The following is a 24,240-nucleotide window of genomic DNA, read 5'->3' as shown; positions in this document are numbered from 1 at the left end:
TCCCACATTGGTATTAGGTGGAAACTTTTTATAAGTTAAGATTTCCTATTCAAGTGGATTTATGCGGTGCGACAAATTAGATTTAGACACCTATCGAAATTAGGTCTTCCATCGATTGCAAAAAGAGAAGAGAGGGTGTAAATTTAATGAATAATTACATCGTACGGGAGCTTGGTGAAGGGGTGAGGTGAAAGGTATGTTTACTGAAGAAGAAAAGGACGGCTTGTACAAGAGCATTTATACAAGAAGGGATGTACGAACATTTTTATCGGATGCTATCCCAGAAGAAACAATAATGAAATTGCTAAATGCAGCGCACCATGGTCCTTCCGTTGGATTTATGCAACCCTGGAATTTTATAATCATTTCTACGGATAAAGTGAAAGAACGTTTGGCATGGGCAGCAGATAAAGAGAGACGGGCTTTAGCCATTCATTATGAAGATACACGCCAAGACGAATTTCTAAATCTCAAGATCGAAGGGATCAAGCAGGCCCCTCTCACCATTTGCGTTACTTGTGACCCAACACGCGGCGGTTCTCATGTGCTAGGAAGAAATTCTATACCAGAAACCGATATCATGTCCGTTGCTTGTGCGATTCAAAACATGTGGTTAGCGGCATGTGCAGAGGGATTAGCTATGGGCTGGGTAAGCTTCTATAAGAAAAATGATGTGCGAGATATCCTAGGAATACCTCCTCATATTGATCCAGTAGCATTACTATCCATTGGATTCACAGAAAATTATCCAGAGAAGCCCATTTTGGAAACAGCCAATTGGGAAAAACGCAGGAGCCTGAATAATCTGATATTCAGCGAGACTTGGGGAAATGCAAAAATTTGACAATGAGAAAGCCGCCCTCCGATCTATCGGAAGGCGGTTTATTTCATCCTATTTTGAGATTAGAATGTTGCAAGAATGATGACCAACAGAATGTACAGTACCAGTACGACAGCTGTGCTAGAATATCCAACGCCTGACATGGTTATTCCTCCCTTCTGCCCGCTAAACCTTTTCTTTGTTGTTGCTCGATATATCCTATGTCGGGCAGGGCAGATAGGTATGGACGTATGTCTATTTGTTCAGGAGAAAAGGTGTCAATTCACCTAGATAGAACACGTCTAGGTGATGCAGTGCACGGGTACAAGCGGTGTAAAACAGCTTGCGTTCCTTCGCTTCCGCGTAGACAGCCGCCCCGGCATCATAGAGAATGACGGCGTCGAACTCGAGCCCTTTGGCGAGGTACGCCGGTAGGATCATGATGCCTGCCTCATAGTGCAGCGTCTCTTTGGTGATCCGCGCGAGTCCCGGCAGCAGCGGCTTCAGGCTGGCGTGCGCGCCTCGCGTCTCGCGCTCGGTCTTGCAAATGATCGCGACGGAGCTTGCGCCGCCGTCGCGCCTAGCCTTGGCCGCCTCAGCCACGAGGCGGCTGAGCTCGGTCTCGTCCGCCGCGCGCAGAACACGCGGCGCCTCGCCGCTGCGGCTGAACGGCTCGATCGGCTCGCCGCCTGGCAGCACGCGACTAGCGAAATCGACGATTTCGCGCGTCGAGCGGTAGCTCTTGACGAGGCGGATTGTCTCCGTCTCGTCTTCCTTCATCAGTTCGCTAATGGAGCTGTACTCGCTCGTTTGCCCCTCGCCATCCGTACTGCTCGCGTTCGCGTGCGTGAAGATCCCTTGATTCCAGTCCCCGAGCAGGGTAAACCGAGCACGTGGGAACAGCTTCTTCAAGTACGCGTAGTGAAACGGCGAGTAATCCTGCGCCTCATCTACAAGACAATAACGGATGGTACCTACGCGCAGTTGGCCCTCAACAAGGCCCTTCAAATATACAAGAGGTGTCGCATCTTCGTAATGCAGCATTCCACCAGCAAGCGCATCGGCCGTGAACGTGCTGATCGTATCCCAAGCTGCGGGTAGACGCTGTTCCGAATGGTGCATAAGCTCTTGATGTAATTCACTATTCGTATAAAGATCTTGGTACATCCCGAGCACGTCCACATAAGCGAGCTTTCGTGCCTTCTCCTTAAGTGGAGCAATCGCTTTATGCGCTTTGATCTTGCTCATCTTTTTCATCTCTGGCTCAGTGCCCAAATATTTCGGCTCCCGCACCATTTTACGATAAAACCTCTTCTGCACATCCGCTTGAAACTCATCCAGCTTCTCCAGCATCCACTCCGATAATTGTTCCATCCGTTCACCCAGAGCAAGAATGGAGGACTTGCTGTAAAACCGTTCGCTAAGCTCATCCGCAGTAATCAACACCTTCTTACCTACGGATAAATCGAGGAAACGAATTCCGCCATTTTTTAGTTTTTCTCCGTATGCTTCAATCACACTTAGAAAGGCTGCCGACGTTTTGTAATGAATGCTTTGCAGCCGCGCTGCGTAGGCAGGATCTTGATCCGTCCCCGTAAGGATGAACTCCAATTGATCGTAGGGATCTTCCAAAGTCAGACCTGTGTCGCTTAATTTATGTGTTAAATAGTCTTGGAATGTCGTCTGTTGCATCGTAGCTTCACCAAGTTCCGGCAGTACGTGAGAGACGTAGTCGCTGAACAGTGAGTTCGGCGAGAACAGAATCATATTGTCGGCGCTTAACGTCGTCCGATATTTGTAGAGCAGATACGCGATGCGCTGCAGTGCGACGGAGGTTTTGCCGCTGCCGGCCGCCCCCTGCACGACCAGCACCTTGTGCCGATCATCGCGGATGATCTGGTTCTGCTCGCGCTGGATCGTTGTGACAATGCTGTGCATCTTCTCGTCGGCGCTGCGGCTCAGCATCTGCTGAAGCATCTCGTCACCGATGGAGATCCCCGTATCGAACACATCCTGCAGCACACCGGCTTTGATGATGTACTGCCGCTTAAGCATCAGCTCGCCGCTGACATCCATCTCCGGTGTCCGATACGTCGCCGGACCTGGCGGATAGTCATAGAACAAGCTGGCTATGGGCGCACGCCAGTCGTAGATAAGAATTTCATCCGTCTTGGCATCTATAAAGGATGTCAGTCCGATATAAATCTTCTCACGCTCCTGCTCCCCGCGCTCCTTGAAATCAATGCGGCTGAAATACGGCGCATCGACGACACTTTGCAGCTTACGCAGCGCATCCTGTGCCAAGCGATAGCTGCGTTCTTGACCCTGCAGCACATGCTCCTGCTGGGCCATACTCGCTGCCGTCTCAATCAAATCATCATCATTATCCGCATTCACCGAGATATCATCCCAGAAGCTGCGGCCAATCGCTGTCGCTTCCGATCGGCGCTCATCCACCGTTTGGCGCAGCTCTTCAATTCGCTGCTGTATATTAGCTCGTACAGAGGCAACGCGCTGCGTCTCCCTCTCCCGTTCTTCGTTCTCTATAGGCATACGGTCTCACTCCACTTCTATCTATTTATATACACCGTGGATCACCTCTTCAAACTCAGGCTCTTCCATATGTACATCGTCCATATCGCCCCAGCTGCTGACGATACGCAGTACTTCCATCGCTTTCAGCTCCTGGCGGTTGCAAGCGATCGTGAGACTATTCGCTTCTTGCTCCACCACGCGAAACGGAAGCTCCCAGCTAGCAGGAACTTGGATTTCACCTCGATAAGTGACCTTCATCATCGTTGGTAAGCCAATGCGATCCCGCAGCTCATCGATCGACCCGTCATAGCCAATTTGCCCATGATTAATCACGATGACTCGTTTACACAATTGCTCGATATCATCCATATCATGCGTAGTAAGCAGAATCGTCTTACCGAAATCCCGATTTAATGTCTGAAGAAAGCCGCGAATGTTCCGCTTGGCGACAACATCCAACCCGATGGTAGGCTCATCCAGAAACAAAATATCCGGATCATGCAGCATCGAAGCCGCCAAATCGGCCCGCATCCGCTGCCCAAGAGACAGCTTCCGGACAGGCGTGTCCATCAGCTCCTTCAGTTCAAGAAGCTCTGTCAATTCACCTAATCTGCGGCGGGCGGTGGTTTCCTCCACCCGATACATCGCCGTTAGAATTTCATAGGAATCCTTCACCGGCAGATCCCACCACAGCTGACTGCGCTGACCGAATACAACGCCAAGCTGCCTTACGACTCGTCTTCGATGCTTCTGAGGACTATAGCCGTGAATCAGCACCTCGCCGGAGGTTGGGTGAAGAATGCCGGTGAGCATTTTGATCGTTGTCGACTTTCCCGCTCCATTAGGTCCAATATACCCGACGAACTCGCCAGATTCAATCTCGAAGCTTACATCGCGTACCGCTTCCTTCTCTTTATAGGCTCGTGAGAACAAAGTTCGAATGCCAGAGAACCTGCCTTCTTTGACTAGCGGAGTTTGAAAGGTTTTGCGCAAATTCGTTACGGTTATCATGTTTCTTGTGGTCCCTCCTTGTATGAAGCTGTTGGTTAACTTCCTGTACTTTGATATCGAGATAATCCTAGCTTCCAGAAGCGCATAGCCAGCCAGAGCGCAGCGAATGAAACAGCAATGGTCCCTAGCAGCATCCCTATGCCTCCTTGATGTCTCAGCAAATATAGAGTAGGAATGTAATTCACGAAGCCTACCGGAACGAGCACCAATAGCGCACCCTGAAGCCACTTTGGATACAAGGAAAGCGGATAGCGTGCCGCGGTTTGAGAAGCGTCTTCGGTCATATTTTGCAGGGATTCGATCCGGGTCAGCCAGAAGCCTGCTGCTGCTGTCGCTAGACCGATGGCGAATAAAATAATGGCACCCGTTAGAATAATTAACATCGTTAAAGGAACGGCTAACCATCCGATTTGTCCATTAGCCATTAAGGCTTTCATAGCAATAAAAAGTAAGATGATTCCTTGCCCTACTTCGGCAAATAAGAGACGAGCGTTTTGTGTCATCAGCGCCAGCAGCACGGGGACAGGCCGTGTGAGAAGCGCATCCAGATCACCAGAAACGAGATATTTCTCTAGATGATGCACATCGGAAGCCAGCGTGCGATAAATCGCTTTGGATATCATCATAACCCCGTACAGATAGCACACCTCATACAGTGTCCATCCTTTGATATTGCCAAAACGCATCATCACCAACGCCACCATCAGAAATTCTGAGATATGTACAAAGGAAGCCATCACGGTCGAAAAAAAGAAATTAAACTTATACTGCATTCGGCTTCGCAAGCTCGCCTTGATCAGCAGTATATAGAGCCTCACTGACATCATCCGCCTTGCACCTCCAGCTTTCTGCGTACCCCCTGTGTAACCGCCAGACAGACACAAGTAAACCCGATGCCCCATAGGAGAGCTCCGAGCACAACAGTTCCTTGTTCAAGCTGCATATAGATACGAGTGGGATAATAGAGTAGATAGGGATATGGTGTGTAAAAGCTAATCGTGCGGAGCCAACCCGGCAACCATTCTAAAGGAATGAAAAAACCAGAGAGCAGTGTACTGAAGGAATAATTAACCCAGTAAAACCAACGAGATTCCGTGGTCCACAAGGCTGCTACACCTATCAAATAATTTGTGCAAATGGAGATATATGCCGCCAAAACGAGCGCAATCGCTGTCCAGCCATAAACCGAAGCATGATGTGGAAGCTGTAAGGAGAAAATGAAGTAGTAGAGGGCATAAATCGGGATAAATTTATAAAGAAACTGATAATATACCTGACCCCATTCCCGGCTCATCGCCTGATAGAATAAGTGTACCGGCCGCATGAGATCGACCGCGATTTGACCAGTTCGCACCGATTGCTCGAGTCCGAGTCCATTCGTCGTGAACTGCGTAATCCAAAGGATCGCTTGGTTAAAAGCAATATAACCTACAATCCCTTTCGCACCGTATTCGCCGAGTGACGAGTCGCTCCCCAAACCGGTCCAAATGCTAGCATAAATGAAGCCAAACACCGCACTCACTGCATTGTGCAGCAGATGCGAACCGCGATACTGCAAATTCCTCGCATACGCCTTGCGCGCCAAAACCGCGAAAAGCATAAAACACCTCCTGAGCTGTTTTGATCCTTATCAACTAGCTTTTTTTGCAGCCGCCGCGTAGAGACGGAAGTCTATATTACCAAAATTACCCTAACCATGGCAATGATTATTTTTAGGTGGTGATAACGCCTCCACCAAAAATGAAAAAGTCCCCATCTCGTCGCTCAGAGCAACAAAATAGGGACTTCTCTTACTGCGCGCTCACCGGCTTCGAAGTGGGCGTATTGCTGCTCACTCCCTGCGTTTGCGGCGGTACATTTCCTTCATCAAATTCAGCGTTAAAGCTGTCCTGAATGGTTTTAGTCAAATAGTCATGATCAATATGTTCAGCTAAGTACTGTTTGCCGAAAAGTAAATCGTACTGCACATTCCTGTAGTCATCACGGAGTGCTTGCGCGGATTCGGGGACTTCAGCATGAAGTTCTTGGTTCGCATCAACAACAAGATTACTCAGTAGTCCTGGCACTTGCGCCGCCAATTCGGCATTCAACTTGAAATTAGCTGGTTTCTCCATATGCAGCATATCAAGCACGTGGGCACCAAGGAAGGAATCACTAAGCAGTGGGATATCCTGCTTCGGCATATCGAAATTCGACCAAGTAACAAGCGGGATGCTGTGCATTTTCTTCACTTCTTCCAGCGACCAATCATTCGCGTTGCTGGTTTGGATGAAACCTGCTTCTTTGTATACTTGATAATCTAATCCCAACATCGGCAAATGGTCCCCGTAGAATACGATCATCGTGGGTTCATCCGATTCTTGGAAGTGATCGATCAGCATTTGCAAGCTTTGATCCGCATCGTGCGCGCCCTGCGCGTAGGTCTCAAGAATCGTTTTCGCTTCAGGCGTCAAGTCACCTTGCGCTTTGAACTGATTTTCTCCATACCGTGGTTCATCATAAGGTCCATGATTTTGCATGGTTACCGTGTACATAAACATTGGATCTTCGGTTTTATCGACTTCATCTATAATGCTTCTGGATACTTCGGCGTCCGAGATAAAATAACCCTTCATTTCCGGATTCACGAAATGTTCACTGCTCTTAAAGCTTTCGAAACCTAACTCCTTATACACCGAATTACGGTTCCAGAACCAGCCTTCATAGGAGTGAATTCCCATACTTTTGTAGCCCTGATCGGCAAAATAACTCGCTAAGCTCGGTACAGGTTTCGTTATATATTGTTGATACGGAATGGACCCTCCTGGCAGGAAGCTCATCGAGTTCCCCGTCAACACTTCGAATTCCACATTGCTGGTACCGCCGCCGAATTGGGGGGATAACAAGTATCCGGATGTCGTCTCCTTCTGCAAGCGGTGGATAGTGGGTACCGGATCTTCACTGAACGTCACATTTGTTAGCAAAGTTGGATCCCAGAACGCTTCACTCATAATAAAAATTACGTTCGGTTTCTTCCCTTTTAGAGAATCAGCATCTACGGACTTTTTCAGTCCTGCCTTTTGCATGCCTACCTCTTGGAGATTAGCTGCAACAGTTGCAATACTCTGATCACTATACGTTTCTGGCTTTTGAACGATCGAATTTTTGACATTGAGGGTGAAAGCTAGCGCTAGTCCATTATTCGCATAGTTCTCTTTCTGATTCCATACAATTTCATTTACACCTATATGGTCAAGAATTTTGCCAGCTAACGGTGTTTTAATTGCAAATGCATACAAGGCATAGAGCGAAAACAGCCCTAAACCAATTCGACTGACGATAGAAAAAGATACCCGCGGGAGTACCCATTTTAATAAAAATACAAGGATGACCGCGATGACCACAGCTCCGATTCGGAGAAGTGCGGCTTTCCCTGTTACGAGCGAAGCTATATCCATACTTTCTTTGTTCAGCAAAATATCCCACGGGAAGAAGGGCTCCCCGATCATTTTCACCTTCATATAAGAGATCAGTGCCATAAGGCCAAGCAATAAAGTTGAGATGGATCCGGATATAGCTAATGATCCTACAACAGCATATATGAAAGTTAATAAACAGAAGGATAGTCCTACATTTAATAGAAAAAGTGATCGGTTAGATGCTATCCATTGGGCCGTTTCATGCAAAGTACCGCGTTCAAGAAGTTCCATTCCGGCTACAGAAAGTATAGGTAAGCCTATCATAAATAATAAAAGCGAAATCGTCGCTCCCAGACGGTTTGGTCTCATCTTCTTAGGAAGATGGTTCCGGGGCTTCAAATTCAAGTGCATATTGCATCACTCTCCTCTTGCCCCTATTATAAACTCCAATTGTGAAGAAATTATGTAGCTAACCTTAAAGGAAGCTTAGTTTTACCATAAACACCCATTATTTAAGCCCTGCCAGCCACGACGCCAATGCCTTCAGTTCTTCCTCTTTCAGTGCCACTTGGAACGGCGGCATCCCGCCACCTCCCTTTTGAATACGCTTTATGATCTCCGCTTCATCTAAACGTTCTCCCACTTTCTGGATATTAGGGCCTTGTCCACCTTGTAATTGATTACCATGACACGAGATGCAGAAATTCTGATAAATCTTAGGAACGTCCACTTTAACCGCCGCCGGCTGCGTTTCATTTTGTTTATTTCCACAAGCGGATAAGCCGAGAGCCAGAATAACTATTCCAAACAGCTTTAATTTCATACGTACGAAACTCCTTCAATCTATTGTATTTCTCTCATCATACCAGAGCATAGATTGTAAAATAAAGGAGCTGGAAAATAGAGCGGCAAAAACATAACAGTTATGCGGGCTGGATAAATTAAAAGACATGACCGGGGCATGTCCCAGGCCATGTCTTATTTAAGTAGTAATGCCGTCTACTCGTCTCTTTAAGCTAATTTCAACCGAATGACGTTCCACGATGCTTTACCAAGTATCGCCTGAATCTGGCTGTTTGACGATATGGCCGCATTACCTCCTGTGTGAGGCTTCACCCGATCCTGGGCATCAATCGTATTCGAAGCTTTCAGATCATCGTTCTCCAGAACAATATGCTCAATAACTCGACATTCGCCAAAACTGCGTAGATCCAGCTCCAGAGGAAGTGCTTCCTCTAGATGACGGTTAACCGCGAAGATCGTCACTTCGGAATTGTCTTCATTATGAACGGCAACAGCCTCCAAGTAAGGCACATCCGTATAATCCTTCGCGTCATATTTCGGTGATTTGATCAGCGGCACAAGAACAGTCCCGCGTCCAAACACGCTTGCATGCATATAAGGATAGTAGATCGTCTGTTTCCAGGCCGCTCCCCCATTCGCTGTCATGATCGGTGCGATGACGTTAACAAGTTGTGCCAAACAAGCCATCTTCACACGATCTGCACGCTTCAACATGGAAATAAGCATACAACCAACTAACAGGGCATCTTCGTGGTTGTAAATGTCTTCAAGCTGTGGCGGCGCGATGGACCAAGGCTCTATTTTGCGATCCGCATCGTTGGAATGATACCAAACATTCCATTCGTCGAAGGATAAGTTGATTTTCTTCTTCCCGCGTTTCTTGGCCTGAACATAATCCGCTGTTGAGATCACCGTATGGATGAATTGGTCCATGCCCATGGATTGTGCGAGAAAATTGGCAGAATCCTTGTCACGGTTGCCGTAATATTGATGCAAGGAAATATAATCAACGTGATCATACGTATGCTCAAGTACAGTTGCTTCCCAGTCAGGGAAAGTCGGCATAAGTAGACTAGAGCTGCCACAAGCAACAAGCTCGATCGAAGGGTCTACCCACTTCATGACTTTGGCCGTTTCACAGGCTGTACGCCCGTATTCCGCGGCTGTTTTGCTGCCCGTTTGCCAAGGGCCATCCATTTCATTGCCTAAACACCAAGTTTTGATGTTATGAGGCGCCTTATAACCATGGGAAATCCGTAAATCGCTCCAGTAGGTCCCGCCATTGATATTGGTGTACTCAATAATATCTCTTGCCTCATCCGGACCACGAGTCCCCAGATTGACAGCCATCATCGCTTCTGTATTTGCTTTGCGGCACCAATCCATGAACTCATTCAATCCAACCAGGTTAGGTTCAATGGTGCGCCAAGCCAGATCAAGTCTTTTCTTGCGTTTGTCTAACGGTCCAATGCCATCCTCCCAGTTGTAACCGGATACAAAATTACCTCCAGGATAACGAACGATCGGAACATCCAAACCTTTTACCAGCTCCAGTACGTCTGCTCGAAAGCCTTGTTCATCCGCTTGCGGATGTCCAGGTTCGTAAATTCCGCCATAGACGGCTCGCCCCAAATGCTCAATAAATGAGCCATAAATACGAGAATCTACTTCTCCGATTTTAAAATCTTTGTCGATAATCATACTCGCTTTCATAGACATTGTATTCACCTCGTAGTATAATTAATAAAAATATGAATCGATTAATACATTCATTATGTTATGACTATATTAAACAATAAACAGCGGATGATTTCAAGCTTTTCTTCTGCTTTCTGTTGAATTCATATTTTCATTAATTAGTCTACCTATGAGGAGATTGTCCGATGATCCAAACGACAACAGACCGCAAATGGCTGCCGCTGTATGAGGCGCTGGCTAGCGATGTGCGGCTTAAGATACTGGAGCTGCTTGCTGAGCAAGAGATGAATGTCAAGGAATTAGCTCATATGCTCGGATTAAGCAGCGCCATCGTAACCATGCATGTAAAAAAGCTCGAGGCTGGAGGGCTTATTCAGACCGCTTTAATTCGCAAGCAAGGCGGCACGCACAAAATGTGCAAGTTAGCCATCTCCCTCATCGAAATGCGGCTCCCGCGGCCAATAGAGCAGCAGCGAGTTTTCGATGAAGTTGCGATTCCGGTTGGTCACTACACACGCTTCGAAGTGCATCCAACCTGCGGTTTGGCTACGGCTGATCATGTGATTGGTCAGTACGATGATCCGCGTTTCTTCTTCGAGCCGGAGCGGATGCATGCCAAGATTCTTTGGTTCGGCAGCGGCTTCGTGGAATATCGCATTCCGAACTATGTGCTGCCCGGTCAGATACTAGAGGAAATCGAGATTTCGCTTGAAATTAGCTCCGAAGCACCAGGAATTAAAGCGAATTGGCCGTCCGACATTCATTTTTACGTCAATGATACGCTGCTCGGCTATTGGACGAGTCCCGGTGATTCGGGACAAGGCCGCGGCCAACTCACCCCTGCCTGGTGGCCGGACACGATCAACCAATATGGTTGGTTAAAGATCATCCGGGTCACAGAGCAGGGAACTTTCCTTGACGGACAGCGGCTATCGGCTGTCTCGATCAAAGATATCCCCATGTCCCGCAACGAGTGGACACTGCGGCTCGAAGTGCCGAACCATGCGGCACATGTCGGCGGTTTGACCTTGTACGGTGAGGGATTTGGCAACTACAACCGTGACATTCTGTTTCGCACCTACCGCAGGTAGGGGCGACTTGTGTAGACGCATGAATTAGGGGCTGTCCGAAGTCATTTCGCCAACTGAGTCCGAGAAGCCGGAAATCGACTTCTCGGTAGACTTTCCCTCACGTCTATACAGTATAAATAAGGGGTAAGCTTCGCTTACCCCTAACCCATAACATATAAAATCTACTCACCTAACAATTGCTGCTCTTAATCGATTAACACCAAATTCCAAATACCCCTTTAAACAGGTCAACATGTAAACCCAACCTTCTTTATTATCTATCAATTGACTGATTAGGTCCTCATCATTTTCATTAAAACCTTCTTCGTTAACTTCAATAACGGTGCTCGAATGATCGAACTCTTTCAGCGTAATCGTTACAACATGTCCATCATCCGTTGCACCCCACTGGAAGACGATTTTCTTATTTGCTTCTATTTCCAATACTTTTATATCCACTTGTGCATTGTATTCATCATATCTCCAAGTAATCGTCTTGCCTTGCTCCAATCTTCCAGAACCTGAAGAAAACCAATAATTAGACATTTTCTCAGGGTCTATAAAAGCGTCAAATACTTCATTAACGGGCTTAACTATTTTAAATTTCGTAAGGTTGTTCATACTAAATCAACTCTCTTTCGATGTAACTGTGATGGGTTAGATGGAAATGGGTGGCAAAGTGTTCCCTGTTTCGAGTAAACTCTTCAGGTTGCTCAGAATGGCTGGCCATCCATTATTTAATCCCTCAAAGGTATCTTCTCTATCCACGATGTCAACCGATGCTAGATTATCATGCTTAAGTGTCAGTTTGACCGTCGAATCTAATGCTTTTAACTCAAAAGTGACCCGTGATGGCTGCTTACGAGAGGTTTCATCTCCTACCATGTTCCATGTAAAAGAAAGTAAATGATGCGGCTCGCACTTTAGTATGATTCCGTGATCGGTGACTTGTCCATTCCGCGAATAGGTGACGTTAGAGCCTTCTTGCCAGTCCGATTGAATTTTGCTTCCGAAGAAGTATTTTTCGGTAAAATCGCTGCTTGTCAAAGCTTCCCAAAGCTTTTCCGGCGTCGTCTTGATGTAAGTTACATAAACAAATATTGCATCAGTCATTTTTTTCCTCCATATATAGGGATCTTTGAACTTGTTCAAAGTCTCTCCGCTATAGGGATCTTTGAACTTGTTCAAAGTCTCTCCGCTTTAGGGATCTTTGAGCTTGCTCAAAGTCTCTCCGTTATAGGGATCTCTGAGCCTGCTCAGAGTCACTCCGCTTCAAGCCGCTTTTTAATTTCACGCAATGCTTCGATGCGATCACGATCATATTTGCTGATCCAGCGGTCATAAATCTCTCCGATGGGTTCCATATTTAGATAATGAATTTTATTTCGGCCTTGCCATTCAATAAGAATAAGATTCGCTTCCTCCAATATAAGCAGGTGTTTGGTTACGGATTGACGGGTCATTTCAAGATGATCACATAGTTCATTTAATGTCTGGCCATTTTTCTTGAAGAGCTCATCAAGGAGTTGTCTTCGGCTTGAATCAGCAAGAGCTTTAAATACTTTATCCATGCCATCATTATATGCAACCATTTGTCTGCATGTCAAGTTTGGTTTATTGGTGTATGCTGCCTGTTCGTTCCATTCTCAAAACACAAAAAGACGCGGAAGAGCAATCCCGTGCCTTTCAGAAACAAATTGCATTGTTTGCCAACCAACCTACGCATGCATGCCCATACCAGTACCCTCACCGCTCCCTGAAGCAGCAGCGCTCTTATCCCGCTCCTCCGCCCGGCGCAAATACTTCTGCTGGCGCCAACGGATCACAACGAGGATACCGCGCAAATATTCGTCGCAGATCATGGCGACATAAATACCCGCAAGCCCCCAGCCCATGTGCAAGCCCAAGACATAGGAAAAGCCCGCGGCCACTCCCCACATCGAGAACAGCGATATGATCATATTGTAACGGGTATCGCCCACCGCGCTCAGCGCATTACCGAAGCCCATATTGAGCATTCTCCCTGGCTGCAAGATAAGTGTCAGCACCAAACAGGAGAGTCCCAGCTTGATAATATCCGCGTCTGAGGTGAAGAAGCCGAGAAAGCTTTTGCCGATGAGAAAGAGAATGATGCTGTTGAATCCAACAAGACCGAGTCCAATCCATGTACCTCGATATCCGCTCTTATAAGCTTCTTTGATATTTCCAGCTCCATACAGATGAGCAATCTGAATTTGAACAGCTAAGGCAATGGAATAGCCTAACATAAAACAAATCGACTCAAGCGTGTTCATATACGTTCTCGCGGCCAATTCCTTAGCTCCCATCGTGGCTAGGAACGTGTAGATCGTCAGCTGCGTCAAAACCCAGGAAGACATGTTCACGCCGAGCGGCCAACCTATTTTCAAAATATCGCCAAACAGCTTTCGATTGAATACGATAAGATCCCGCCACTCCATCCTCCGCTCGAACGCGGAAATGAACATAAACAGCAGCAAACACGTCGCCAGCAACCGGCTCACGAGGGTAGAAATGGCCACACCTGTTAAACCCAGTTGAGGAAATCCGAGCTCGCCATATATAAATCCATAGTTAAACACGATGTGAATAACATTCATACCAATAGCCGTAATCATCGGCCCTTTGGTGTTCCCCGTATTCCGAATCACGGTGCTAAGCGCCGCCGTCAAAGCTGTCAAAACCATCCCGCTCCCCACAATCGAGATATAGGTTTCAGCCAGAGGCAGCAGCCGCTCCTCCAAGTGAAACAGATTAGCTAAAGGGCGAGCCTCACTATAAAGAATCACACTTAGCACACTGCCTATCGCAGCGCTGACGGTTATGGCCATAATGGCAACGGTGCGCGCAGATTCATTCTGCTTGGCTCCTATTTTCTGAGCAATTAAAATCCCGGCGCCACTCGCAACCGTCATAAATAAGATCATCATCGCTTGGAACAGTTGGTTCGCTAAGCCGACCACCGCCACCGCATCATCTGATACACGGCTTACCATTAAGGTATCTACGGCACCTAAAAGTAATTGTAGAAGCAATTCGACGAAAATAGGCCAAGCTAGAAGCCATAGTGTGAATTTATTTTTCTCTTTGTCCATGTTTTTCACCATCCGATTATCATCTCTCTTTTTGTATAAATGAAACTTTGTTGTCTGCTCAAATTATAGATGCTATAGTTGACTCCAAGTATGAGTTTTGCAACTTAAAGTTTCAAAATTCCAACCTCCATTCTAGAGATGAAAAGGTGACTCCGATGGCTTTTATCGAAATGACTGTCCCTCCGCTGCCGCACTACATTACAAGTGGTTTCAGCACGATATCCAAAGGCAGCAAACATCCTAGCAGACGCAATATCCAAGTATTTGATTTACTAATCACCACATCGGGCTGCTTCTATATAGGCGAGGAGGATGCTAGGTTCGAGGTAGCAGCTGGACAAGCCGTTATTCTAAGGCCGGACAGCTGTCATTTCGCTACACAAGTCTGTTCCGAGCTAACGGGTACTTATTGGATGCATTTCCACGCAAGTGGACCATGGGCTATGGTAGACCATACGGTCCAACCTATACCTCTGGAAGACCCTTTACATACCCCAATTGAGCTATTTGCTGTAGAACCTTTTACAATTCGGATCCCTCAATATACAACACTTCTGCAGCCAGAAAAAACCTATGACCTGTTCGAACAGCTTCAGCAGCTGCAACCGAGCGCTCATATGAGCAGTGTCCGTTTTGCGCAGCAGCAGCTTTTTCATGAGCTATTGCACCAGCTTTCCGCGTCCACGGACAGCGATCAACCATCACCTTCCAAGGCCTGCGCGGAAAAAGCGGCCGCCTATTTAAGGCAGCATTACAAAGCGTCTGTTTCAGCCAAAGAGCTCGGCGATCATGTCAACTTCCACCCTGTTTACATTGCACGCTGCATGCAAAAAGAATATGGCTGCTCCCCGACGGAATACCTGCTTAGGTTAAGGATCCAGCAGGCTAAGCTGCTGCTGCTTCAAACCGATCTACCCGTCGCGCACGTCGCGGAAGAGGTTGGATTTGAGCAGCCTGCCTATTTTGCCACCTGCTTTACCAAAATGGAAGGTATCTCTCCTCGCAAATATAGACAGCGTTTCTCACGAGGGTAATTTACGAACAACTCGAAGGCATATATAGGCTAACTTCAAAATACAGTTAACTTATATAACTTAGAGGGAGTTGACTTGATATGGAAGAACAAAATGCACCTGTCCTAAGTGTAAAAGATTGGATGATTATAATCCTGCTCCTTGCGATTCCATTTGTGAATATTGTGATGTTATTCGTGTGGGCATTCAGTAAAGGAGAAAACCCAACGAAATCTAATTATGCCAAAGCAAGCTTAATCTGGGCTCTCATCGGAATCGGTCTCTATTTTATTTTCTTTGTACTCTTCTTCGGCGCAATGATGTCGAATATGAATCAATAAAACCTTCTCCTGTACAGCTATCCTCCATGCGGCCATAACCGCTTGGGGATAGCTCTTTTTATGTTATACTGGAAAAAAATGATAAGGAGCCTTCGACCATGCCAACCCCCTTACATTGGAAAAAGTCACTATGGATTCTATGGGGTGCTAATTTCTCCGTTATGTGCGGTATGAATCTTGTTCTTCCGTTCCTACCGCTCTACATCGGAGAACTCGGGGTTCAAGATCTTGGCGAAATTGTACGTTGGACAGGCTGGATTGTCGCTGCGCAGTTCATCACATCGTTTCTCACTCAGCCGCTCTGGGGCGCAATCGCGGATCGACGCGGACGTAAAATCATGCTGCTTCGCGCCGGGTTCGGGATGGCCATTGTGACAGCACTCATGGGCATCGTCACGTCACCTTGGCAGCTGCTGTCTCTGCGGCTGCTCAACGGTATCTTCTCCGGCTTCATCTCCATGGCGGTGTCTCTTCAAGCTTCCGTTACACCGCCAGAGCATTCGGGCAAATCGCTCGGCACTTTACAAACGGGGGCGATCGCCGGATCGCTAATCGGCCCTTTACTTGGAGGCTTGCTGGCAGGTTTCTTCGGCTACAGCCATGTGTTCTTCTTCACTGGAGGGCTCATGCTCTGCGCGAGCATCATCGTCATGATTTTCATTAAAGAGGAGCGTAAGCCTCCCTCTAAGAAAAAAGAACGACGGCGTACCGATTGGCGGCTGTTTCGGCCTTTGCTCCCGGTTTTCGCTGCTTCCTTGATCACACAAATCGGAATGATGAGCATCGAGCCGATTGTGACAGTGTACGCGAAGACCTTATATACAGGAAGCCACTTGGAGCTGTTCGCTGGTCTAATCGTTGCGATTACCGGCATCGCGAACTTGTTCGGCGCTCCATCCTTAGGGCGACTCGGCGACCGTATCGGTCAGCGCAAAACACTCGTGATCGCCCTATCGATGGCAGCACTTGCCTTCATCCCGCAGGCTTTTGCCACTAGCATCACCATGCTCTTAGTCGGCAGATTCCTGCTTGGGCTGTTCATCGGCGGCATGATTCCCTCTCTGAACGCGCTGGTTATGAAGCTGGCGCCTACTCAGATTCAAGGGACCGCTTACGGCTTTAATACCTCATCGCTGTTCCTAGGCAATCTGATTGGCCCTTTAATTGGCAGCCATCTTGCGGCAGCATACGGTTTCACGTCCGTCTTCTATGTCACGATGGGCATTTTACTGCTCTGTGCTGGATTCGTCTATACGAATCGCAGTTTAGACAATCAACCCCATTTAAAAACGGCTTAAAACAACCATTTCATTTAAAAATTGGAGGATGACTATGAAACACGAAATTTTATATAAGGGCGCATTTCCTATGTTGAAGGTAGAGCTTGAAGCTGGTGAGAACATCAAGGCGGAAGCTGGAGCTATGGTCTCTATGTCCCCCAATATCGAACTCAAGGGAACCGTAGAGGGCGGTCTCATGCGAGGTTTAGGCCGAATGCTGAGCGGTGAGAAATTCTTCTTCCAAGAATTAACTCCTAGCAGAGGATCGGGCGAGGTTTTACTGGCGCCTACTGTCATTGGCGATATTGAAGCCGTAGAGCTAGACGGATCCTACAAGCTATATGTGCAAAAAGATGGCTTTCTTGCTGGAACATCCGGCATTCAGGTGAATACGAAAATGCAAAACCTGATGAGCGGCTTTATGTCTGGCGAGGGTTTTTTCATCGTTGAAATTAGCGGAAAAGGCACCGTCTTCCTTTCCTCTTACGGTGCTATTCATGCCATTAATCTAGCTCCAGGACAAGAAGTGATCATCGATAACGGGCATCTCGTTGCTTGGCCGGATTATACGCAGTATACGATTGAAAAAGCGGCCAAAGGCTGGTTATCCAGCTTGACGAGCGGCGAGGGCGTTGTCTGCCGCTTCCGCGGCGAAGGTGTCGTGCTTATTCAAACGAGGAACCCTCAGGGTTTCGGCGGGTGGATTAAGCAATTCATTCCAGGTGGCAGATAAGTGTATGGCATCCAAGCAGTTCATTCTTGATGGCAAATAAGTGTGCAATGGCATCCGTCCTCTTATCTAGGGTGACTTGCGAGCTAAATCAGATGGAGTAACTTCGTCGATGATATAAAAATATTTACCTAACAGAATTTGGAAATCCCTAATCTTTTCGATCGAGGATAACAACTCCGTCGTCCTAAAAGGACGAGCGCGTTTGTCGATGTTGATTCTAAGTGGGTTGACCTCCGCCATGCGGCGCTACAATGCGCGCCCAGGATTCGGCGCGATGGAATCAACTGAAAAAAACGAGAATTCCTCACGGGGGGTTCTCGTTTTTTTACTTATAATATGATAAAATGGTTCTATCACATAAACTTGGTTTTATATACAAAACCTCACACACTAGAAACGCAATGTATTTGAACGATCGCTTTACGATTAAGGAGGCCCTAACTTGGATGATAAATACCGCGTTCCGGCCATCGAACGTGCACACCTGATTCTCAAAGAAATCTCTATTCATCCCGGTGAGTTGAAACTCATCGACTTATCACGAACGCTCGCCATTAACAAAAGTTCGATGTACTCGTTGTTATTAACTATGGAGAATTTGGGATGGATCGAAAAGGAAACCGGAGAAACCTACCGGTTAGGAAGAGAATTGTCTCGTTTCGGCCATGCCGCCATGCAGCAGCGAGACTTGAATGAGTCCTTCCACAAGGAAGCTTCCTTGTCCAAGCTGAGACTGGGCGAATCGTTCCAACTTGCCAAATTAGATGGCAAGGAAGTCCTTTATATCGCCAAAGAGGAAGCGCTTACGCCGGTAAGACTAGCCTCCGAACCAGGCATGCGTTTACCTGCACATGCTACCGCACTCGGTAAGGTCATGCTGGCTAATCTGAGCGATGAAGAAATTGATTCGCTTTATCGTTCTGACCAAGAACCATTTCCACATTTAACGGTTCATTCCATTACCTCTTTACAAGCATTAAAGCAAAGTTTAGAGCAAATCCGACAACAAGGCTATGCATTAGACTTAGAAGAAGCCGTGCTTGGTTTTAGCTGCGCGGCGGCTCCGATCCGGAATGCCCAAGGCCAAGTAATTGCCGCTGTCAGCTGCTCCATGATGTCTCTGCAATGGGAACAAAAGAAGCAGTCCTGTATAGAAGAAATTTGTAATCTAGCACACATACTTTCTGAGTAAAGGAGACTAGCTATGTCCAAACGACTTCAAGACAAAGTCATTCTCATTACAGGTGCCGGATCGGGCATCGGCCGGAGCACCGCCCTTCTATTTGGCCAAGAAGGTGCTCAAGTCATCGTAAATGATCTCGACATTGCAAAAGGGAATGAAACGGTAGAAGCGATTACCTCTTCGGGTGGATCGGCTGAGTTCATTCAGGCAGACGTTACAGAGCAAGACTCCGTCAAACAGATGGTAGAGCAAATCATACAGACATATAGCCGTATTGACGTGCTTTTCAACAACGCTGGGATCAGCGGAGTCGGCGCACTCCATGAGCTAGAGCCGGATGCTTGGGACCGCATCATGAGCATTAATGTAAAAGGCGTATTCTTGCCATCCAAATTTGTCATCCCCCACATGATGGAGCGTAAAGCCGGATCTATTATTAATATGTCTTCGTGTATCGCGGAAATCGGTCTAGCCCGCAGGGCTTCTTACGCAGCTACCAAAGGCGCTGTTCTCGCATTGACGAAATCGATGCAGGTGGATTATGCCGCCTATGGCATTCGGGTGAATGCGCTGCTGCCGGGGACCATTTTAACACCATTCGTTGAAAATTATCTCCGTACCTCTTATGACGATCCTGAAGCTGCCATCGCCTCTTTGAAATCTAGACAGCTAAGCAGCGAAATGGGTCGTCCGGAAGACGTCGCATTAGCAGCATTGTTCCTCGCCTCAGACGATTCCAAGTTCATGATGGGTTCACCGTTATATATTGACGGAGGCGTTACTTTCGGTAAGAACGCATAAGAAGCACGTCTGCTATTATTCATTTATTCAGGAGGTTTTTCGAATGAAACTACTTACTTTTAAGAAAAATGATGAGCTAACCCTTGGCGTCCAAACCGCGGTTGGCGTGTTAGATGTCGTTCAAGCGGTTAAACAGCTGTCACCTGCTTTCATTGTCCCGTCCACCATTCATGAAGCTATTAATGGCGGAACTCCCGCTAACGCCGCGCTGCAGCAGCTTGTTCATCTAGTCCTTGAACACGCTGATCGTGCTTCCTTGCTGCTGAGCGAAGATACTCTGGAGTATGGCCCCTGCGTTACTCATCCTAATAAAATCATTTGCGTAGGGCTTAACTATCGCAAGCATGCCGAAGAAACGAATGCCCCGATTCCGCAATTCCCTATTCTTTTCAACAAATTTAATAATACGCTTACAGGACACGGGCATGACGTTGCTCTTCCTCGTGTGACCAAGGAAGTCGATTATGAAGCCGAGCTTGTTATCGTAATAGGTAAGCAGGCCAAGTATATCTCCAAAGAACAAGCTTTGGAACACGTTTACGGTTATTGCTGTGTGAATGACCTTTCTGCGCGTGATTTGCAAATGCGCACCCCGCAATGGCTGCTTGGCAAATCGTGTGATGACTTTAGTCCACTCGGTCCTTATTTAGTGACCGCCGATGAAGTCGGCAATCCGAATGACCTGCAAATCAGCACCACGGTCAACGGCAAAGTGCGCCAAAGCTCGAACACAGCAGATATGATTTTCCACTGCAACGAAATCGTCAGCTACATATCTCAGCATATGACATTGTATCCGGGCGATATTATTTTGACAGGTACACCTGAAGGGGTCGTGCTTGGGGATCCGGTGGATAAGCGGGTATACTTGCAAGCCGGTGATGTGGTGACTATTTCTATTGAGAAATTAGGCAGCCTGACTAATCGCATGGTTAGCGAGTAACTAGCTTTCGCATTTTAAAACGGTCCAGAAGCTCATCTATACAGCAAGAGCAAGCCGCAGGATCTGCGGCTTGCTCTTTTGCTTCTTCCATTTATCCTCGCTTGACCAACATAGCAACGCCTTGTCCGCCGCCAATACATAAAGCAGCCACACCCAGCTTGCCATCTCTCTTCTCCAGCTCATGCAGCAGCGTAACCAGAATACGGGCTCCGCTCGCACCAATCGGGTGTCCAATGGCAATCGATCCTCCATTAACATTTAATTTCTCCCGTGGGATGCCCAGCTCGCGGCCAACGACTAATGACTGCGAAGCAAAGGCTTCATTCAGCTCAAATAAATCAACGCTATCGAGTGGGACTCCCGTTTTACGGAGCAGTTTATTAACGGCATTAACGGGTCCCATTCCCATCATGGATGGATCTAAGGCAGCACTCGCATATCCCTTAATGCGAGCTAAGGGCTTAAGCCCAAGCTCCTTAGCCTTATCCGCGGACATAACAACCAGCGCAGCGGCTCCGTCATTAATGCCAGAAGCGTTGCCAGCTGTAACCGTGCCCTCTTTTTTGAAAGCAGGACGGAGCTTACCAAGTACTTCAGCTGTTGTACCTGCCCGAGGAAACTCATCTTGCGCGAATAGCACCGGATCGCCTTTTCTTTGCGGAATGGCTACAGGCACTATCTCGTCCTTGAATCTGCCGGATGCAATCGCTTGTTCCGCCTTCAGCTGGCTCCAAGCAGCAAACTCATCCTGCTCTGCACGTGTAAGACGATGATGTTCCGCTATATTCTCGGCTGTGATGCCCATGTGGATGTCGCACATCGCGCACCATAATCCATCCCGAATCATCGAATCCACCATGGTGCTGTCACCGAGCCGCAGGCCAGAACGAGCCCCGGGCAGCAGATAGGGCGCCTGCGTCATATTTTCCATACCGCCTGCCACCACGATATCCGCATCTCCGAGGCTCACGGACTGTGCCGCCAGCATGACGGACTTCAGACCCGAACCGCACACCTTGTTAATCGTCATTGCTGGAACGAATTGCGAATACCCCGCCTTCAGCCAAGCTTGCCGGGCTGGGTTTTGCCCAAGTCCAGCCTGAAGCACGTTACCCATAATAACTTCGTCTACTTGGCTGTCAGTCAGATTAGCTCGCTTCAGAGCCTCTTGGATAACCGTACTGCCCAGCTGCGGAGCGGATATGTCCGCCAATGCTCCCTGAAAGCTGCCAACGGCTGTACGAACTGCGCTAACGATGACGACCTCTCTACTCATAACGATCTCCTTTGCTCATCTGAGGTTCATTTTGAAGAAGAGGATTAATTGTAAAACGCGCTTCGGTGTTAGCAAGAACCTCTTCCATCGTGACGCCTGGCTGTATGTTGGATAACACCATGCCCTCTTCAGTAAAATCAAAAACGGCTAAATCCGTGATCAGACGATTCACTACACCTTTGCCTGTCAGTGGCAGGGTGCATGCCTTTTTAACCTTAGACTCACCTGCTTTATTCACATGTTCCATGATGACAATGATCCGTTTGGCGCCGTTGACCAAATCCATAGCGCCACCCATCCCTTTCACCATTTTTCCGGGAATCATCCAGTTAGCAAGGTCACCATTCTCCGCTACCTCCATACCGCCAAGAATGGCCAAGTCAATATGGCCCCCACGGATCATAGCGAACGATTCTGCGCTGTCAAAAAAAGAAGCGCCCGCTACAGCGGTTATCGTTTCTTTGCCTGCATTAATCAAATCCGGATCTTCTTCTCCTACGTAAGGGTAGGCACCGATGCCTAGAAGCCCGTTTTCCGATTGCAGCATAACTGTCATTTCCGGGGGAATATAATTGGCGACTAGCGTAGGCAGGCCAATGCCTAAATTGACATACATGCCCTCTTGAATTTCCTCAACGGCACACTTAATAATCGTTGAACGGTCGTTTTTCATACCGATACCTCCTTACTTCGAACGGTAAGACGCTCGATCCGTTTTTCATAGGACGCACCCTTCACAATCCGCTGCACATAAATACCTGGCGTATGAATATCGTCCGGGTTAAGCTCGCCTACCTGCACAATTTCTTCCACCTCAACGATCGTCACTTTCCCTGCTGCTGCTGCCAGCGGATTAAAGTTACGCGATGTTTTGCGAAAAATCAAATTGCCCAGCGTGTCAGCTTTCCAAGCTTTGACTAAGGCAAAATCACCAATAATCCCTTTTTCCAACAAATAGGTGCGTCCTTCAAATGTTTTGTGCTCTTTGCCTTCTGCGACTAAAGTGCCTACGCCTGAAGCTGTATAAAACCCTGGAATGCCGGCTCCGCCAGCGCGAATTCGTTCGGCAAGCGTCCCTTGTGGAACCAGCTCCACTTCGAGTTCTCCGCTTAAGAACTGCTGCTCAAACGTTTTGTTTTCTCCCACGTAGGAGGAAATCATTTTCTTGATTTGTTTATTGGCTAGCAGAAGTCCTAGTCCACAATCATCAACCCCGCAGTTGTTGCTAACTACGTATAAATCTTTGGTCCCTTGCGCTTTAAGCGCCGCAATCAAATTCTCTGGAATCCCGCAAAGTCCGAAACCGCCAACAATTAAAGTGGCTCCGTCACGAATATCTGCTACAGCTTCCTCCATGGAAGAACATATTTTATTCATTGATGATCCATCTCCTATTCCTATCCCTAGGTTGATCTATCTCTACTGCGCCGTGTAACCGCCATCGATTAATAGGGAAGCTCCCGTAACACCTCGTAATTTATCGCTTGCAATTAACATCGCATAGTCCGCAATTTCCTCGACAGCTAAGAGGCGTCTTTGTGGAACCAAAGGGTAAATAACTTCTTCCAGAACACTTTCTAAAGGAACATTACGCGTTTTCGCCAAGTCCTGCAGCTGCCCTCTAACAAGAGGCGTATCAACATATCCCGGGCACAGTGCGTTCACCGTGATGCCGTGGGGAGCACCTTCGAGTGCTGCTACTTTCGTCAAACCGATCAGCCCATGCTTTGCGCTGTTATAGGCAGCTTTGCCAGCAAATCCAATGACTCCGTTGATCGAAGCCATATTAATGATCCGGCCAAAGCCTTGTTCCTTCATGATAGGGAAAGCATGTTTAATTCCGATAAAAGCACCTGTCAGCATGACCTTTATCATGAATTCAAACTTTTCTACGGGGAAATCCTCAATGGGTGCAACATGCTGCAGCCCTGCATTATTGACTAGAATGTCCAGCCGCTTATAGGTTTGAATCACTGTTTCAATAGCTTCGACAAATTGCGGTTCCTGCGTTACATCACATTTGACTCCTATAGCATCAAAGCCTTCTTGCTGCAACTGCTGCGCAGCCAGATTCGCTTGTTCACCATTTATGTCGGAAATGACCACCTTGGCTCCTTCCCGTGCATAAGTGCGAGCGATTTCAAGACCAATACCGCTTGCTGCCCCTGTTATCAAAGCGACTCTATTTTCCAAGAACCTAGTCATTGCGTATACCTCCATC

24 protein-coding genes are annotated in these 24,240 nt (G+C 47.5%); 9 read left to right on the top strand and 15 right to left on the bottom strand.

What is annotated here, in order from left to right; genetic code table 11:
• The first annotated feature begins 196 nt into the window (after positions 1-196).
• A complete protein-coding gene (gene bluB, locus QFZ77_RS08850; RefSeq protein WP_307438579.1) occupies positions 197-844 on the top strand; it encodes a 5,6-dimethylbenzimidazole synthase in 648 nt (215 codons plus the stop codon).
• 231 nt (positions 845-1,075) lie between these two features.
• Here the strand turns inward: bluB and helD are convergent, their stop codons facing one another.
• The 7 genes from helD to arfA form a co-directional block, all read right to left on the bottom strand.
• Positions 1,076-3,373: an RNA polymerase recycling motor HelD gene (gene helD, locus QFZ77_RS08845; protein ID WP_307438576.1), complete on the bottom strand. Its 2,298-nt coding sequence runs from the start codon at positions 3,371-3,373 to the stop codon at positions 1,076-1,078.
• A gap of 21 nt (positions 3,374-3,394) precedes the next feature.
• Complete coding sequence (locus tag QFZ77_RS08840; RefSeq protein ID WP_307438575.1) at positions 3,395-4,366, bottom strand: ABC transporter ATP-binding protein; 972 nt, start codon at positions 4,364-4,366, stop codon at positions 3,395-3,397.
• A gap of 35 nt (positions 4,367-4,401) precedes the next feature.
• The gene (locus QFZ77_RS08835; protein ID WP_307438574.1) at positions 4,402-5,193 is read right to left on the bottom strand and encodes an ABC transporter permease; all 792 of its coding nucleotides are present in this window, start codon (positions 5,191-5,193) and stop codon (positions 4,402-4,404) included.
• Positions 5,190-5,966: an ABC transporter permease gene (locus QFZ77_RS08830; protein ID WP_029194574.1), complete on the bottom strand. Its 777-nt coding sequence runs from the start codon at positions 5,964-5,966 to the stop codon at positions 5,190-5,192. The genes QFZ77_RS08835 and QFZ77_RS08830 overlap by 4 nt, the downstream gene beginning before the upstream one ends.
• A 190-nt stretch (positions 5,967-6,156) precedes the next feature.
• Positions 6,157-8,175 carry an LTA synthase family protein gene (locus QFZ77_RS08825; RefSeq protein ID WP_307438569.1) on the bottom strand — a complete coding sequence of 673 codons (2,019 nt, stop codon included), beginning with the start codon at positions 8,173-8,175 and terminating at the stop codon, positions 6,157-6,159.
• Between the two features lie 97 nt (positions 8,176-8,272).
• On the bottom strand, positions 8,273-8,587 hold the full coding sequence (locus QFZ77_RS08820) for a c-type cytochrome (protein WP_307438567.1): 315 nt from the start codon (positions 8,585-8,587) through the stop codon (positions 8,273-8,275).
• 188 nt (positions 8,588-8,775) lie between these two features.
• Positions 8,776-10,287, bottom strand: a complete 1,512-nt coding sequence (arfA, locus tag QFZ77_RS08815) for an arabinosylfuranosidase ArfA (protein WP_307438566.1) — start codon at positions 10,285-10,287, stop codon at positions 8,776-8,778.
• A 164-nt stretch (positions 10,288-10,451) separates the two neighbouring features.
• On the opposite strand from arfA, the gene QFZ77_RS08810 reads away from it, so the two are divergent.
• Positions 10,452-11,357, top strand: coding sequence for an ArsR/SmtB family transcription factor (locus QFZ77_RS08810; RefSeq protein ID WP_307438564.1), 906 nt, complete (start codon positions 10,452-10,454; stop codon positions 11,355-11,357).
• Between the two features lie 165 nt (positions 11,358-11,522).
• On the opposite strand, the gene QFZ77_RS08805 is transcribed toward QFZ77_RS08810, so the two are convergent.
• The 4 genes from QFZ77_RS08805 to QFZ77_RS08790 form a co-directional block, all read right to left on the bottom strand.
• Positions 11,523-11,957: an SRPBCC family protein gene (locus QFZ77_RS08805; protein WP_307438562.1), complete on the bottom strand. Its 435-nt coding sequence runs from the start codon at positions 11,955-11,957 to the stop codon at positions 11,523-11,525.
• A 36-nt stretch (positions 11,958-11,993) separates the two neighbouring features.
• Positions 11,994-12,449 (bottom strand): SRPBCC family protein, encoded by a 456-nt coding sequence (locus QFZ77_RS08800; RefSeq protein WP_307438560.1) that lies wholly within the window; start codon positions 12,447-12,449, stop codon positions 11,994-11,996.
• 149 nt (positions 12,450-12,598) lie between these two features.
• Positions 12,599-12,928 (bottom strand): ArsR/SmtB family transcription factor, encoded by a 330-nt coding sequence (locus QFZ77_RS08795; RefSeq protein ID WP_307438558.1) that lies wholly within the window; start codon positions 12,926-12,928, stop codon positions 12,599-12,601.
• Positions 12,929-13,054: 126 nt separating this feature from the next.
• A complete protein-coding gene (locus QFZ77_RS08790; protein ID WP_307438556.1) occupies positions 13,055-14,449 on the bottom strand; it encodes an MATE family efflux transporter in 1,395 nt (464 codons plus the stop codon).
• 155 nt (positions 14,450-14,604) lie between these two features.
• Between QFZ77_RS08790 and QFZ77_RS08785 the strand changes: the two genes are divergently transcribed.
• The 7 genes from QFZ77_RS08785 (at position 14,605) to QFZ77_RS08755 (ending at position 20,743) form a co-directional block, all read left to right on the top strand.
• The gene (locus tag QFZ77_RS08785) at positions 14,605-15,483 is read left to right on the top strand and encodes a helix-turn-helix transcriptional regulator (protein ID WP_307438554.1); all 879 of its coding nucleotides are present in this window, start codon (positions 14,605-14,607) and stop codon (positions 15,481-15,483) included.
• Between the two features lie 80 nt (positions 15,484-15,563).
• Complete coding sequence (locus tag QFZ77_RS08780) at positions 15,564-15,803, top strand: hypothetical protein (protein ID WP_307438552.1); 240 nt, start codon at positions 15,564-15,566, stop codon at positions 15,801-15,803.
• A 98-nt stretch (positions 15,804-15,901) separates the two neighbouring features.
• Positions 15,902-17,101, top strand: a complete 1,200-nt coding sequence (locus tag QFZ77_RS08775; RefSeq protein WP_307438550.1) for an MFS transporter — start codon at positions 15,902-15,904, stop codon at positions 17,099-17,101.
• Positions 17,102-17,135: 34 nt separating this feature from the next.
• Positions 17,136-17,816: a TIGR00266 family protein gene (locus QFZ77_RS08770; protein ID WP_307438549.1), complete on the top strand. Its 681-nt coding sequence runs from the start codon at positions 17,136-17,138 to the stop codon at positions 17,814-17,816.
• Between the two features lie 442 nt (positions 17,817-18,258).
• Complete coding sequence (locus tag QFZ77_RS08765) at positions 18,259-19,008, top strand: IclR family transcriptional regulator (RefSeq protein ID WP_307438546.1); 750 nt, start codon at positions 18,259-18,261, stop codon at positions 19,006-19,008.
• 12 nt (positions 19,009-19,020) lie between these two features.
• Positions 19,021-19,800: an SDR family NAD(P)-dependent oxidoreductase gene (locus QFZ77_RS08760; protein WP_307438543.1), complete on the top strand. Its 780-nt coding sequence runs from the start codon at positions 19,021-19,023 to the stop codon at positions 19,798-19,800.
• Between the two features lie 43 nt (positions 19,801-19,843).
• Positions 19,844-20,743 (top strand): fumarylacetoacetate hydrolase family protein, encoded by a 900-nt coding sequence (locus QFZ77_RS08755; protein ID WP_307438541.1) that lies wholly within the window; start codon positions 19,844-19,846, stop codon positions 20,741-20,743.
• Between the two features lie 91 nt (positions 20,744-20,834).
• On the opposite strand, the gene QFZ77_RS08750 is transcribed toward QFZ77_RS08755, so the two are convergent.
• The 4 genes from QFZ77_RS08750 to QFZ77_RS08735 are packed head-to-tail and all read right to left on the bottom strand — an operon-like array spanning position 20,835 to position 24,224.
• Positions 20,835-22,019, bottom strand: coding sequence for an acetyl-CoA C-acetyltransferase (locus QFZ77_RS08750; protein WP_307438539.1), 1,185 nt, complete (start codon positions 22,017-22,019; stop codon positions 20,835-20,837).
• Entirely contained in the window at positions 22,012-22,692 is a 681-nt protein-coding gene (locus tag QFZ77_RS08745) for a 3-oxoacid CoA-transferase subunit B (RefSeq protein ID WP_307438537.1), read from the bottom strand. Before QFZ77_RS08745 ends, QFZ77_RS08750 begins: the two co-directional genes overlap by 8 nt.
• Complete coding sequence (locus tag QFZ77_RS08740; RefSeq protein ID WP_307438535.1) at positions 22,689-23,396, bottom strand: CoA transferase subunit A; 708 nt, start codon at positions 23,394-23,396, stop codon at positions 22,689-22,691. Before QFZ77_RS08740 ends, QFZ77_RS08745 begins: the two co-directional genes overlap by 4 nt.
• A 42-nt stretch (positions 23,397-23,438) precedes the next feature.
• Positions 23,439-24,224, bottom strand: coding sequence for a 3-hydroxybutyrate dehydrogenase (locus tag QFZ77_RS08735; protein WP_307438533.1), 786 nt, complete (start codon positions 24,222-24,224; stop codon positions 23,439-23,441).
• Positions 24,225-24,240 lie beyond the last annotated feature (16 nt).

The sequence above is a fragment of the Paenibacillus sp. V4I3 genome, from assembly GCF_030817215.1.
Lineage (GTDB): Bacteria > Bacillota > Bacilli > Paenibacillales > NBRC-103111 > Paenibacillus_E.
The sequence above is the reverse complement of the archived record's forward strand: the minus strand, read 5'-3'. Positions and strand labels throughout refer to the sequence as shown.

Coding starts and splice junctions, on each gene's coding strand:
- bluB (WP_307438579.1), top strand. CDS start 197: ATGTTTACTGAAGAAGAAAAGGACGGCTTGTACAAGAGCATTTATACA.
- helD (WP_307438576.1), bottom strand. CDS start 3,373: ATGCCTATAGAGAACGAAGAACGGGAGAGGGAGACGCAGCGCGTTGCC.
- QFZ77_RS08840 (WP_307438575.1), bottom strand. CDS start 4,366: ATGATAACCGTAACGAATTTGCGCAAAACCTTTCAAACTCCGCTAGTC.
- QFZ77_RS08835 (WP_307438574.1), bottom strand. CDS start 5,193: ATGATGTCAGTGAGGCTCTATATACTGCTGATCAAGGCGAGCTTGCGA.
- QFZ77_RS08830 (WP_029194574.1), bottom strand. CDS start 5,966: ATGCTTTTCGCGGTTTTGGCGCGCAAGGCGTATGCGAGGAATTTGCAG.
- QFZ77_RS08825 (WP_307438569.1), bottom strand. CDS start 8,175: ATGCACTTGAATTTGAAGCCCCGGAACCATCTTCCTAAGAAGATGAGA.
- QFZ77_RS08820 (WP_307438567.1), bottom strand. CDS start 8,587: ATGAAATTAAAGCTGTTTGGAATAGTTATTCTGGCTCTCGGCTTATCC.
- arfA (WP_307438566.1), bottom strand. CDS start 10,287: ATGTCTATGAAAGCGAGTATGATTATCGACAAAGATTTTAAAATCGGA.
- QFZ77_RS08810 (WP_307438564.1), top strand. CDS start 10,452: ATGATCCAAACGACAACAGACCGCAAATGGCTGCCGCTGTATGAGGCG.
- QFZ77_RS08805 (WP_307438562.1), bottom strand. CDS start 11,957: ATGAACAACCTTACGAAATTTAAAATAGTTAAGCCCGTTAATGAAGTA.
- QFZ77_RS08800 (WP_307438560.1), bottom strand. CDS start 12,449: ATGACTGATGCAATATTTGTTTATGTAACTTACATCAAGACGACGCCG.
- QFZ77_RS08795 (WP_307438558.1), bottom strand. CDS start 12,928: ATGGTTGCATATAATGATGGCATGGATAAAGTATTTAAAGCTCTTGCT.
- QFZ77_RS08790 (WP_307438556.1), bottom strand. CDS start 14,449: ATGGACAAAGAGAAAAATAAATTCACACTATGGCTTCTAGCTTGGCCT.
- QFZ77_RS08785 (WP_307438554.1), top strand. CDS start 14,605: ATGGCTTTTATCGAAATGACTGTCCCTCCGCTGCCGCACTACATTACA.
- QFZ77_RS08780 (WP_307438552.1), top strand. CDS start 15,564: ATGGAAGAACAAAATGCACCTGTCCTAAGTGTAAAAGATTGGATGATT.
- QFZ77_RS08775 (WP_307438550.1), top strand. CDS start 15,902: ATGCCAACCCCCTTACATTGGAAAAAGTCACTATGGATTCTATGGGGT.
- QFZ77_RS08770 (WP_307438549.1), top strand. CDS start 17,136: ATGAAACACGAAATTTTATATAAGGGCGCATTTCCTATGTTGAAGGTA.
- QFZ77_RS08760 (WP_307438543.1), top strand. CDS start 19,021: ATGTCCAAACGACTTCAAGACAAAGTCATTCTCATTACAGGTGCCGGA.
- QFZ77_RS08755 (WP_307438541.1), top strand. CDS start 19,844: ATGAAACTACTTACTTTTAAGAAAAATGATGAGCTAACCCTTGGCGTC.
- QFZ77_RS08750 (WP_307438539.1), bottom strand. CDS start 22,019: ATGAGTAGAGAGGTCGTCATCGTTAGCGCAGTTCGTACAGCCGTTGGC.
- QFZ77_RS08745 (WP_307438537.1), bottom strand. CDS start 22,692: ATGAAAAACGACCGTTCAACGATTATTAAGTGTGCCGTTGAGGAAATT.
- QFZ77_RS08740 (WP_307438535.1), bottom strand. CDS start 23,396: ATGAATAAAATATGTTCTTCCATGGAGGAAGCTGTAGCAGATATTCGT.
- QFZ77_RS08735 (WP_307438533.1), bottom strand. CDS start 24,224: ATGACTAGGTTCTTGGAAAATAGAGTCGCTTTGATAACAGGGGCAGCA.